Annotated in this window: 8 protein-coding genes; all 8 read right to left on the bottom strand. The window is 56.0% G+C overall.

The window, feature by feature from the left end:
• Positions 1–3 precede the first annotated feature (3 nt).
• The 8 genes from ACSBQV_RS04300 to pdxY all read right to left on the bottom strand — a co-directional run bounded on the left by ACSBQV_RS04300 (position 4) and on the right by pdxY (position 12,437).
• On the bottom strand, positions 4–1,662 hold the full coding sequence (locus ACSBQV_RS04300) for a hypothetical protein (protein ID WP_047026040.1): 1,659 nt from the start codon (positions 1,660–1,662) through the stop codon (positions 4–6).
• Between the two features lie 13 nt (positions 1,663–1,675).
• Positions 1,676–3,442 carry a hypothetical protein gene (locus ACSBQV_RS04295; RefSeq protein ID WP_434991420.1) on the bottom strand — a complete coding sequence of 589 codons (1,767 nt, stop codon included), beginning with the start codon at positions 3,440–3,442 and terminating at the stop codon, positions 1,676–1,678.
• Between the two features lie 128 nt (positions 3,443–3,570).
• The gene (locus ACSBQV_RS04290; RefSeq protein WP_099785744.1) at positions 3,571–5,727 is read right to left on the bottom strand and encodes a hypothetical protein; all 2,157 of its coding nucleotides are present in this window, start codon (positions 5,725–5,727) and stop codon (positions 3,571–3,573) included.
• Positions 5,728–5,748: 21 nt separating this feature from the next.
• Positions 5,749–7,179, bottom strand: coding sequence for a hypothetical protein (locus ACSBQV_RS04285; protein WP_099785742.1), 1,431 nt, complete (start codon positions 7,177–7,179; stop codon positions 5,749–5,751).
• Positions 7,176–8,930, bottom strand: coding sequence for a hypothetical protein (locus ACSBQV_RS04280; protein ID WP_099786182.1), 1,755 nt, complete (start codon positions 8,928–8,930; stop codon positions 7,176–7,178). The genes ACSBQV_RS04285 and ACSBQV_RS04280 overlap by 4 nt, the downstream gene beginning before the upstream one ends.
• Before the next feature lie 4 nt (positions 8,931–8,934).
• On the bottom strand, positions 8,935–10,542 hold the full coding sequence (locus tag ACSBQV_RS04275; RefSeq protein ID WP_099785740.1) for a hypothetical protein: 1,608 nt from the start codon (positions 10,540–10,542) through the stop codon (positions 8,935–8,937).
• A 78-nt stretch (positions 10,543–10,620) separates the two neighbouring features.
• Positions 10,621–11,145, bottom strand: coding sequence for a hypothetical protein (locus ACSBQV_RS04270; protein ID WP_099785738.1), 525 nt, complete (start codon positions 11,143–11,145; stop codon positions 10,621–10,623).
• A gap of 452 nt (positions 11,146–11,597) precedes the next feature.
• Entirely contained in the window at positions 11,598–12,437 is an 840-nt protein-coding gene (pdxY, locus tag ACSBQV_RS04265) for a pyridoxal kinase (RefSeq protein ID WP_046898262.1), read from the bottom strand.
• Position 12,438 lies beyond the last annotated feature (1 nt).

Raw genomic sequence — 12,438 nt, 5'->3', positions numbered from 1 at the left:
CACCTAAACCAGATTGGGGATGACGATCGCCGGCGGGTTTTCGCTGCCGCTGCGTTCGACGGTTTCCCCGCCTACCAGGAAGTAGATCAGGGTGTAATTGACCGCCCAGGGCTTCTCCGTCAGACAGCGGTATTTGAACGTTTGGCTCTCGTGCGCGTCTTGGTTAAAGGTATATTTCTTGATCTTGCGGCTTCCTTTGTCATCCTGATAGCTCAGCTCCACCATGACCTGATTGCAGTTTTCCCAAGAGAATTTGCGATCGAGGAAGATACTGATCTCGTTGAACGACAGCACTGAGCCGGGATCCATGTTCAGCAGCGTCGAGGCCGATTCGGACAGCGACTGATAGTTGCTGCTGCCTTCCCAGCCCGAGGAGGCTGCGGATTTGAAAGCGAATTCGCTGGTGGTATGGAACAGCTCGTTCTTATCGCTGCTGCGGGCGATGCGTTTGGTCCATGTCCCGTCATCGTTGGTGAAAGGCGCGCCGGTATAAACCTGGTTGTTGTAACGGATGTTGAAGCTGGCGGCCTTGATCCCATACTCCTCGAAGCTGTCCGGCCCGAGCACGGTCAAATCCAACTGCTGGAAGAACGGATCGTTGACGTTGACCTGAATAAAGTAGGGCGCAGTTTTCTGAGCATGCAGGATATCGCTGCCGATGAAGTTTTGCGGCACGGCGGATTGGCTTAGGGCCTTCGACGAGGTGTAGTTGAAGTTCAGGCTTTTGGTTTCCTCGATCCGCACCAGCTTGATCTCCAGCGACGCGCTGGGGAACAGGCCGCCTTTGCCGGCTTCTTCGCCTTCTTTCTTGTCGCTGGCGATAAGCGAATCCAGAATGGCGTCGCTGGCGGATTTCGCCTGCGGGTTGCTGTCGTCGTTAGGTTTGAGCGTGGCGCTGAAAAAGCTTTTCAGGATCTCTTCCTTGACGAACTGCAGCGCCCACTCTTTCTCTTTGGCCTCTTCATCGCCCGGCATGCTTTCGGTGACCTTGATCACCAGTTTCTGATCCTGCTGCAGTTTTTTGATGACGCTGTCGAAGCCCAGCCAGAAGCTGGCCGGCGTCTCAACCGGGATGGGAATGTTGGCGCCGAATTTCAGATCGAACTCTTTGTAGATGCTTTCGAACTGTGCGGTCACTTCGACCTTCAGCGCCGGCGTGATGCCGGTGAAGCTGAGGTTATAGGCGACGGCGGCCGGCGCCTTGGCCTGGGTGAACGCGGCCTCGAGGATCACCGCCTGGGACGGCGTCAGCTTGGCGCTGAAAATGGCGCTGTTGTTGCCGAACAGGCTTGGGCAAGGGGCGCTGATCAGCTCACCGTTGGCGGCACCCGCGTCGAGCACGAAGAAGTTCACCGTACCTTTATCATACGGTACCTGGGCCTTGCGGGCGTTCTTGGGATCAACGTTCAGTTTGCGCAGATAGTCGTTAAAGGCACGGTTCAACACCGCCTCGTCGATCGCCGTATTGACCTCGAAGTTGATGTATCCCCCTTGCGGGTCGCTGGCGTCGCCGGTGTATTTGATCAACGAAAACACCGGTTCGCCCGACTTTTGCGCAATGTGGATATCGCCGGGCAGATACCAGAACTGGTTATCGTCTGAATCGTCGGCGAAGAAGGTGATGTTGTTGATGGTGGCGGTTTTGGCTCTGAGTAATAACATGGCGTTTCCTTAGTTAACTGAGGGTGGCGAGATCGAAAGCGTTGGCGTCGGTCGAGCACTGCACGTTTTCGGGCCGATCGCCGCCTTCGCCGGGTTGATAGGTAAGCCAGATATCCAGATCGACGGTCAGCTGCTTGGGATCGAGTTGATCGGCGCTGAAACAGCGCGGGGCGGCGTCGGATTCGGTGAATTGAAACACCTGCTGCAGCGTTTCCGCCGGCGTGCAGGCGTAGCTGGCGGAAACGATGACCATTTCCACCCGGCGCCAGTCCATGTCGGCCGACAGCGTCAGCACGCGCTGGCGATACAGGGTCGAGAACAGGTAAACGTCCTGGCCGGTCGGTTCTTGCAGCTCGGCGGAAATATGCGGTGAGTTGACGGCGGCGCTGTAGGTTTTGTTGACGTCGAATTGGTATTCGTCCGGCTCCGGCAGCATGACCGAGTAGTGGGCCCGCGGGCTGGCCTGGTCAATTTGGAAGCTGCGCGACACGCTGCTGTTCGGCTGTTGCCGGTGGCGATAGCGTAGCGTGACCAGCACGGATTGATAGCGCTGCCAGTCAAACTGTTGCGCCGCTTCGATCGCGAAATCATAGCGGCCGTAGAGCGACTCGACGTCCAGAAAGACCTCGCTCATCTCCGTTTGCAGGCTGCCGGAGCTGACCGAAGTTACGCCGCCTATCGACTGGTTGAAGTACACGGTAAAGTCATACTCGACCGGCCACAGCATTTTTCCCGTTTTCGGGTCGATCAGGCTGGGTTCCTTAAACGGTTTGGGCCCGAAGTCGTCGCGGGTGAATTTCAGCTGTCGGCTGTTTGAGCCATAGCGCAACCGGGCCGTCACCAGCAGGATATTGGCGTCAAGGGCATCCGACAGCAGGCTGACTCGCACCTCGCGATAGGCGAAAAAGTCATCCTGCAGATCGCGTTTGACGATCGCGCGATCGGCCTGATAGTCCGTGCCGTTGACCAGCTGGGCGAACAGGGCCTGCGGATAGAGCGAACGCTGCACGACGGTGGTTTCGCTGATCTTGCCGCTCAGGCGACGTTGGTCGATGTTTTCAACCGAGACCTGTTGCAGATAAAAGCCGGCTTTGGGGCTTGTCTGCTGCGGTTCGTTGGCGATAACCGGCGTGAAGAACTGGCTGGTGAGGATCTGCGTCAGTTCGGCGGCCGCCTGCGCCATATGGCCGTCGGGGTCGGTGTCCCTGACTTTGACGGTGACGATTTTCTCGCTGATCAACTGGGTGGATGTCTGCTCGATACCGACGCTAAAGATCAGCAGGTTAAAGCCTATCGAGCGCTGCAGGTAACGGTAAACCTGGTCCCAGTTGGCTTCCAGCTCGAAGGTGGCCGGCGGCAGCTGCTGCAGGTAGTCGATTTTGTAACTGACGGCGATCGGCGTCGAGGCCGGCGTGCGCATCAGGCTCGCCAGCAGCAGGATATCGTCGTCGTCGTCCAGTTTGGCGGACAGGTAGCAATATTGCTGGTCGCTCAGCGAGGTTTTGCTGGTCTGCCCGGGGATAAGATCGGGGATATTCAGCGTCGCGCTGCAGGCGATCGCCTGCAGCGGCAATAAGATCGCACCGCGCGGTATGTCCGGGCTGGCGTCGGCGGCGCGTTGCGCCGCTTCGGGCGAACTGGCCAACTGGGTCTGCAACGACAGCGTGGCGTAGTAAAGATCGTCCGGTTGGTTGAGGTTTCTGAAAATTTGCAGTTGGACATCGGGTTGATTGCCTGCGGCGACCTGCACGCTCGGCGCGGCGGCACAGTAGTAATACACGGGCCGATCCGGGTCCGCTCGAATAAAACAGATGTCTTGCATGATTACCTGATCGCGCATAGCGGCAACCCCACGTCATCGAAGAGGGAGCCGGAGCAAGGCAGGCTTGCTCCGGCGGAGACCGGCCGTCAGAAGGTCACGACCACGATGGTGCTGGTGCCCGTGATCGGCTTGGTGACGGTTTTCTCCTGGTTATCGCCGTAATAGACCGTGGCGACGTAGTTGATCTGCGGCTCGTTGCCTTTCTCTTGCTGCATCAGGTTGAATGTCAGGTACTGCGTGAGCGACTTGGTGTCGAACTCGGTTAACGCAATGGGCTGCGTTTGCGAGAAGTCCCATTTCGGGTAGTTCACCGTCATCTCGAAGGTGATCAGCGAAACGTCTTTTTGCGACGGTTTGAAGATGATGGTGTATTTCTGCTGCTTCGGCAGGGCGTTGGCGATCAGGATCTGATTGCCGCGCGTTTCGCCATAGCCGGGCAGCTGAGGGTTGCTTTCCACGCCAGGCGGGAGGTAGGTCAGGCTGTCGCCGTCCAGCGCATAGTAGTCGGCCGAATAATAAAGCGGCTTTTCCACGTTGGTGCCGATCGGATAAATAAACGGCACCGGCGGGTTATCGACTCTAATCACCTGGGTGTGTTGCTTGGGCGACACGTGATGTTCTTTGTCTTCGTACAGGGTTGTGACCACGACCTGACTGAAAACCTCCCAGCCCAGCGGATTGAGCAGGGTGGAGATATCCGCATAAACGATGCCGCTTTGCGCCGCGTTGATGGTGACCACCAGATCGTCTTTGACCTGGATGTCCCCAGACAGGTAAGGCTTGGCCTGCATGCCGGTGAAGTTGACGGTGTAGTGATAACGGTAGGCGCGGCCGAGCTCGGGTTTGATAAACCACTTGTCGGTTTTCTTCGGCCCCGGATCCTTCGGCGTAAAGGTCAGCGTGCTCTTGAGATCGTCGTCGTACACCGCGGTGACCACGATATTGGCGATATCATACTTGGCCATGTCTTCGGTGACGAAGAACTCCGGCTGGATGTACTGATAGAACGGGTCGTGGAGATCGTACTCTTTGAAGTACTGATCCAAATCGGCTTCGCCGACGATTGAGCGTATCGACGGCAGCTGAGTTTGCGGGTAAATGGTGGAGGACACCACGGCGTTCTCTTCATATTCGCGGGTGAAACTCTGAGTTTGCGAGATTTTGGACTCGAATTTTTCAAAGCTGCCGGCGTCGTTCAGCAAATTGAGACTCATGTCGATGCCGGTTTGGCTGCTCAGGATCTGCTCGACCTGCTGTTGTCCCCAGTTTCGCAGACTCTCCTTCCATTTTTCATAGGCGCCGGGTTCCATGCCCATCTCTTGCGCCGTCAACCCGATCTGCACGTCCACCTTGATCGCTTCCTTGGCGTAAAACTCCTGCTCGATCTTTTTCTCGTCGGCGGACCAGGTGTGGTAGTTGATGGTTTGCGCTACGGACTTGGCCTGCTCGCTGTTGTAGGTGACGATCACTTTGGCCGCCGACATGGAGGCATCCAGGGAGAGATCGAAGCGCACGCCGACGCTGGCGTTTTTATCGGTGCCTTTCAGTACCTGTTCAAACAGCGTGGCGCCTTCCCCGGTCAGCGACAGGCTGAATACGGTATTGTTGTCGCCGAGGCCGGAGGGGGACAGCGGCGTTGGGATCTGGCGATAGAACTTATCGTTGCCGTCGAGGATCAGCATGGCCTGCGCCGAGGTGTAGCGCGGTTGCATCAGTTCGATTTTCGCAGCGTCCGCCGGCATCAGTTCGCTGAGGAATTGATCGTCGCCCTTGTTGCCGTCGTAGAGCGCGACAAACCGGTTGAGCTGTTCATCGCTCAGGCCGGTATTCTTCTGCGCCTGGTCCATCGCGGTCTTCTTGGTGCTGTTTTCCGGGTCCGCTTCATAGGCCTGTTTCGCCTTGATGTAGTCGACAATGAGCTTGGATTTTTTATCCAGCGGGCCGTCTTTTCTGCCAAGGCCGTTATACAGCTGCAGGCGGATGCGGTCTTTCATTTCCGCATTCGGCTGCGGCAGCTGCACGGTGAATTGCGCGTAGCCGCCTTGGGTATCTTCGCTGCGGTATTTGTAAAACATGAAGCTCGGCGTATTGGTATCCCGTTTGGCAAACACCGGGATCTCCGGCACCACATAGAAGATATCCTTGCTGTCGCTGTCGCCGTAGCAGGTATACGCGTATTCCTTGACGCCCAAATACTCGGTGACGTCGATTTTTATCGATTGCTGCAAAGCGGTGGTTAACATAGGGCGGTCCTCTTGTTTATGTCACTTGTGGTATTGCAGTTTGATGGGGCCGGTGGTGGCCTGCAGGGGGCCGGAGTCGTAGTTTTTGGGGAATAGCGCCGCCGTTTTCCCTTGCCAGCGATAGTCCACCCGGCCGTTGAGGCCGGCGGCATGGGCGTTGATCCACCAGGTGGCCTGCCACTGCGCGGCGGAAAAGGCGAAGGTGAAGCTTTGTTTCTTGCCCTGGCCCGCCGGGAGATAGCTGGCGCTGCCGGAGATCGTTTTGAATTCGGACTTCAGAGACTCGGCGTCGAACAGCAGGCTATAGAAACCCACATCCTGCGGCGTCAGCGCGATGGCGTTCTGCCACGCCAGCCGGCTCTCGAAGCTGGTGTAATCGGCGAAGGTCACCTTGAGTGCGATATCGCTCACTGTCGCTGTCGTTTCCAGCGTCACTGGCGGGAAGCTGGGCCACGCCATCGGCATCTGTTGATCTGCCCAGCGCAGCTCTATCGCCATGATATTGAAGCCTTTCGGATCAAATCCCAGGCTGACGGTGCAGCGTTGAGGCTCGATCGGCTTATCCGGCCTGCTAGGTTCCGGCAGGGGCGTAGCGGTAAAGGAGATGATGCCGTCGGCCGGCAGCCGATTGAGCAATTCAGCAATGTCACGTTGCTGCTCCAGCAGATAGCGCTGGGGCACGGTGTCGTCGTATTCGATTTGGTAATTCAGCTTGTTGGGGATTTGTTCTGGCGACGAGATGTTGCGTAGCGTGTTGGCGATCAGCAGTGAGGCGGTGTTTACCAACGCCTGGCGAACGCGAGCTTGCGTCTGCTCTGAAGGCGCATTGTCGAACTGCGCTTGCACAATGACGACGCCGGCGTCGATTTGTTGGTTCAGCAGCCTGGCGATCGCTTCCGGTTGCCGCGCCTGCTCGTTGAAGGCCAGGGTGACAAACGCGACCCAATCGGCCTGCAAACGGGCATTGACGCGGCTGTCGACGCTGAATCGGCTGCGGGTGAGAAAATAGACCTGGTCTTTTGTTCCCTGGATCGCGCCCGCCAGCCGGCCAGACTCCTCATGGGTCAACGCCATTTTAGACTGTTCAAATTCGACGCTGTAGGCGGCAGTAGCCGGCCGTTGCGCGAAGTGCAGCCACAGCGATTGCTGGATCTCCTCCTGCTCCAGGGTGATGGTTTCCGGAGCGGGAACGAAATGGCGGCGGATATAGTCCTCGATCGCAGTCCTGTCGACCGGCAGCTTCGGTGCAATGAAGGTCGCCAGGCCGCCGCCGGGGCTGGTCAGCAAATGCAACGAGCTGATCTTGCCGGCCGGCGTTTCCTGCACCACTTGCGGCGTATAGCTGCCGTAGGTGTAACAGCCGCTGGGGCGCGTTTGGTCGTGAAACGCCAGCGCGCGATCAAGAAGAAAGAAGTTTTGCAACGTACGTTGTGGATCCAATTCGTCGGTCATGGTGTATCACCCTTGATATCGATCGTTTGGTCGCCGGTGACATAAGGCGACCAGGGGCCAGTGGGAGTCTTGTAGCGGAAGCCGGCGGCGAAAATGGAGGTGACGTTCCATTTGTAGACAAAGCTCGGCTGCGAATGCGTAAAAGTGCGCTCGCTGGTGCGCTCACTGTCCTGCGGCTGAAAACTCAATACGGCGCTGAGCAACTGCGGCGGCAGCCGAGCGGTGATCGTCGCCTGTTGTGCGCCGAACTGCGGAAAACTGTAGGCGCCGATGGTGGCGTTTTGCACGATCGGGGCGGGTAACGGGACGGCGTTGCCGCCGGAAAGCGAATAGGCGGTTGCCTCGGCAAAAGTCGGGTCGCCCAGGATCGGTGCGCTGAAATAGGGCGCCGATGCGCTGAGCGTCCACGTTTGGCGCCAGTCGGCGGAGTGATAGAGGCCGCCAAGTCGGCTTTGTTGGGCGAACGTTGGGTCGAGATACAGGGTCAGGAAGCGGCAAGGCAGCGCGGCGTAATCCAGTACCAGGTTATCCTCGTCGCAGCGACGTTGTTCGCCGGGCAGCGTGCGGTAAATGCCGTCTTGCGGGTAATTCACGCGGATCTGGTAGAAAAACGGCTGTGCATCCAGCGCGCTGTTGTGAAACTTGAAGGTTAACCAGGAGCGGTCGGGCCGCAGCGCCAGCGTTTGCGTTTGCTCGATCGGGTAGATATTGCCGGGCGGTACGGTCAGCTGAATATCGATCGAAACGCCGGATTGCAACCCCAGCGGATAGGCGTAAAAGACGTTGATCTCTCGCTCTCCCGCCGGCAGCGGCGGTGCGGTGCTGCGATGGATAATGGTATCGGGCGAAACTTTGGCGATCTGCTGCGCGGCGGCGAACGGATCCAGCGTGAAGCAAAGCGGCCGCTGAGTCAGCGCGACATTGGCCAGATCGCACCGGGTCCGGCCGGCATGCGGGGGCGGCGTCAGAAGGATCTGTGCCATATTGCCGGCGGCGGGGCCGACAGACGGCGCACCGTACAGGTTGTATAGCCGATCGAGTAAAGCCTGGCTGAGCAGCAGATCGCCGGCCGGATCGTTCGCCGGCGGCGGTGGGTCGATGTCGAGCGGCAAGCGGGTGAGGTTGCGGCTGAGGTAGAGGGTCAGCCCGTCGTAGGGAAAGACAATCCCGGTATCGCCCACGGCATGGGCGCCCTCCACGCCGGCGGCCAGGGCCAGGATCAGCGCACGGGCATCAAATTCCACCCGGTAGGCCAGACGCGGTGATACGCCTTCGACGAAACCGTCAAGACGCGCGTTGAAGCCTATCGTCTCATCGAGCAGGGTGCGCTCGATCAACTGAGTGCTTGTCGCATTGAGCAGAATGATGAATTGACTGCACTGTGCTGAATACCAGGTGGTGTCGTAGTGCCGGCCGTACAGATCGCTGTGGTAATCGATGGGCACGTCGAATCCCAGGCTGCCCGGCAAGACCGGCAGCGCCTTCACCGCGCAATCCGGATACTGTTGCTTAAATACCTGCAGGCTTTGTTCACCGGCGAACTGCAATTGCGTGGTGAAATTCAGCCAGCCGTAGAGGCTATCGGTACTGTAACTACGCACGATATCCAGCGAGAAAGCCAAAGGGTCGGCCGCCAGAATGCTGAGCGCCTGCGGATATAAATAATAGGCGTCGTTTTGTCGATACGCAGCGACGAAACGTTGATCATCGCAGATAATAATGCGCTGGAAGTCGGGATAGCCTTCATACATGATATTATTCGCCCGCTGCATTGATCATATTGTGGTAATCCTGGTGCCACTCGTCGGGTAACGTTTTCAGCACGTTTTTTGGGCGTTGGTGATATTCGTCTTCATAGAGATGTTGAACCAGCGCGTCACCGACCAACACGCCGTTAGCATAAAAAGTACTGAGGGCACATTGGTTTTTTTGCAGCGGAGAGTCAGCGCCGAGTTGCAGGTTATAAACGGTTAACTCACCGGGCTGGAGAGAGATGGCGGTAATCTCGCACTCACCGTGCCGGGTTTTAAGACACATGCCTGAGGTCAATTCACGGGCGAGAAAAATACCGTTTGCGGTGACGAAAGGGTGCCCCAGGCTGGCTTTTATACGATATTCACGTGCCGCCTGGTCGCGGGCGGTAATGTCAATGTAATGCTGCTCCTGCCCCGTGGTGATATTCTCAATGCGCCTGGGGTGGTTATTGCCGCAAATAACGAATTCATCCGCCGTGAGAGCATTGATCGGCTTTTCTGTCCCATCCTGCATTAAAATCAATGTACCCTCTGCCAGGCAGCCATAAATAATCTGCATCGGTTTTATTTGTACGGTATTGAGCAGACGGCGATCCGGATCGCTTTCTTTGGGTGCGTTAGTAATAAAGGCGGCGATACTGCGGCCTTCGACATCAAGCGTAATTTTAAAAACGTAATAAACCATCTCGCCGGATTCAAAATCGACGCGGTTGAATTTCAGCCAGTCAAGATCCCAGGTGATGTTATTCCCGCTGATTCGGGTTGCGGCAGAATTAAAAATATTATAGCCGCCGTAAGGGGTGATCGGATCGCCGCCGGCGCGGGTGCGGATAAGATAAATGGTATTGCTGGCGTTGGCCGGCTTGCCATTGCTGAGATCAATATTGCCAAAATAGGTGATATTGCCTTTTATCGGCACTTTAACCGTGCCGTCCTGATCGTAGCCGGTGCGATAATCACAGTCGCCATCGTCACGCGTCAGGCAAATCTTAATCATGCGCTGGTTATACAGATTCCTGGGGGAATCATTGATCATTTCTTTCGGGTAGCTTTGCGTCGTGACGATTTCGGCGCCGTAAACGGTTTGCTGGCCGACCGTTTGCGCGAAGGTATAGATCACCGTAACCGGAAAGCTGCCGCCGGTCTGGCTTTGCGGATAGTCACCGCTGGCACCGATGGTGCAGTCCGCCGTGTAAACGTAGTCGCTTTTGTATTCCACCTTGCCGACGTTATCGGCGCCGCCGTCGAACAGGCCGAGGGTTTGCGTCACATTGGTCGCTTGAACCGGCAGAGAGCCGATGGCGTCGGTTTGATAACGTTTACCGTCGGTGGAATCCAGCCTGACGATGCTGTACACCGGCTGAGCGCCGCTGGTGTTGGCCTCGCTCATCCGGCCCGCGACCCGTTTGACGCGTTTCGTCTGCTGCCAAAGTTGGCTGAATTGCGGTGCGGCGGCTGCGGTGACGCCGGCCAGTTTTAATTGAATATCATAAAATTCGGTTAAAACCGGATCGCCTGGCTCGATAAGAAATACGCCGCTGTTCTCGTATCGGTCGATAACGTTTTTTACGATGCGTTTCTCATCTGACGTATAATCTTTTGCGAGCATAATATCGGCACCAATAAATTAATGGCATTGCCAGAGATGCACGCCATCATCATGGCGTGCCCATCATTTTAATAGACGTTATTTGCAGGTTTCTTTACAGTAAGCGTAAATGGCGCTCAGGCAATCTGAAGATAAATACTGTTCGAACTCCGCATCGGTGGGTTCAATATCGACATCCAGCGTCATTGCGTAAAGCTCTTGAGCAAACATGTCTTTAGTGGCAGCGGGTTTGTTTTTAAAATAGGTTTTTATTTTTCCTTTGCTTACTTTTCGAATCCAGGCAAACTCACCGCCAATGGCCACTTTTCCGGTGAAAGTGAAGTCTTTACTGGTATAAACGCTGATGTCATTGGGGTAAACCTGATATCTTACCACCTGCTCCACGCTAATATTCTGATTGGTTTCTTCCCAGGTTTCTCTTTTTATTACATTCAACGCAAAGTTTTTTCCATCGACCGGGCCATCTTTAGCATCGGCGGTGCCGCCAAATAACATCGGACAACCTCTGGCAAAACCTTCGCTCTTTAACCCTAATAGAATAAAATCGGAATTGCCGACAGCTTTGGGTGCGCTATCAAGAATGACATACTTTTTAATAGGCATAGTCAGATCCTTATACGCAGGATGGTATAAAAAGGAGGTGGTGAATCGCTTTGTTGCCGCGTTTTACTCACATTCAACAATAGCAATGGCGCTTGAAAAAGCAACACATACATAAAAATAAATTAAGTGTTTATTCTTGCATAACAGATAATCAATAAAATCACGACGTTGTAAAAGAAGAGGAATAGTTTAAGAAATCAAAAAAACAGAATGTTTTTTGCGGTTTCTATTTTCTTGTTGGCTTTAATTTTAATAAATCAATATGTTGAGTATGGTTATGGTTTTAAATAGCACTAATCATTAGTTGTTTAATCTTTTATATATAGTGAATTAATTTATCATTACTGTGCGCATCATTGACGGAGTAATAAATCAAATTCACAGCGGAATGATTGCCACGGTAAACAATCAAGACGGGAGAGGTGGGGCAGCAGGCTGCCCCAGGTCAGGGTTTAGGTTAACGCCCGCAGGCTGCCGATCTCTTCCCAACCGAAATGCGCCGCTTCGGCCAGTACGCCGCAGACTTCATCGCCGGCGGCAACCACTGCCGCGTCGAGCGCAGCGCCCTGCAGCAGATGGCTGACCAGCAACGCGGTGAACAAATCGCCGGTGCCTTTGACCGCCGATTTGACCTTCGGATGAGTAAAGCACTGCGTTTCCTGCCGGGTGACCAGCATCAATCCCACTTCGTCTTCGTGTTGCGCTACGCCCGGTGCGCTGGTGACCAACACCCATTCGGTGGTGTCGTTCAACAGCGCCTGCGCGGCGTGTTGCGTCTGCTCGCGGCTGCTCAGTTGCCGGCCGCACAGCTGCTCCAGTTCGAAACCGTTCGGCGTCAGGCCGTTGGCCAGCCGCAGGAACGGCGAGCGATAGCAGTTGACGATGCGTTCATCCACGTAGATCCCTTCACCGTAATCGCCCATCACCGGATCGATATAGATTTTTATCTGCGGATTGAGCGAGCGCACCCGCTGCAGCCAGTTGGCCAGAATATGGCACTGCATCACGTCGCCCAGGTAGCCGACGATCACCGCCCGTGCGCGCTTCATGACGCCGCGGGCGATCAGGTCGTCGAGAAAACCGCCGAACCAATCGCCGGAGATGACGCCGCCGTGCGGTTTGCCGTAATAGGGTGGGCAGCCGAACAGCACGCTGGGCACCTGCAGCGCCTCCAGTCCCTTTTTCAGCAGAGCGCGGTAGGCGATGCCGTTGCCGACGCTGCCGTAGACCACCTGAGATTGAATGCTGATCACGTCGATAGACGGTGACCGCAAAGGTGAAGCCTGTTGCATG

The sequence above is a fragment of the Serratia sp. B501 genome (assembly GCF_051172315.1).
GTDB lineage: Bacteria > Pseudomonadota > Gammaproteobacteria > Enterobacterales > Enterobacteriaceae > Serratia > Serratia ureilytica.
Note: the sequence above shows the minus strand (reverse complement) of the source record. Positions and strands in the feature narration are given on the sequence as shown.

Excerpts from the sequence above, each read along its gene's own strand:
- ACSBQV_RS04280 (WP_099786182.1), bottom strand. The coding sequence starts at position 8,930 with ATGTATGAAGGCTATCCCGACTTCCAGCGCATTATTATCTGCGATGAT.
- ACSBQV_RS04285 (WP_099785742.1), bottom strand. The coding sequence starts at position 7,179 with ATGACCGACGAATTGGATCCACAACGTACGTTGCAAAACTTCTTTCTT.
- ACSBQV_RS04270 (WP_099785738.1), bottom strand. The coding sequence starts at position 11,145 with ATGCCTATTAAAAAGTATGTCATTCTTGATAGCGCACCCAAAGCTGTC.
- ACSBQV_RS04300 (WP_047026040.1), bottom strand. The coding sequence starts at position 1,662 with ATGTTATTACTCAGAGCCAAAACCGCCACCATCAACAACATCACCTTC.
- pdxY (WP_046898262.1), bottom strand. The coding sequence starts at position 12,437 with ATGCAACAGGCTTCACCTTTGCGGTCACCGTCTATCGACGTGATCAGC.
- ACSBQV_RS04290 (WP_099785744.1), bottom strand. The coding sequence starts at position 5,727 with ATGTTAACCACCGCTTTGCAGCAATCGATAAAAATCGACGTCACCGAG.
- ACSBQV_RS04275 (WP_099785740.1), bottom strand. The coding sequence starts at position 10,542 with ATGCTCGCAAAAGATTATACGTCAGATGAGAAACGCATCGTAAAAAAC.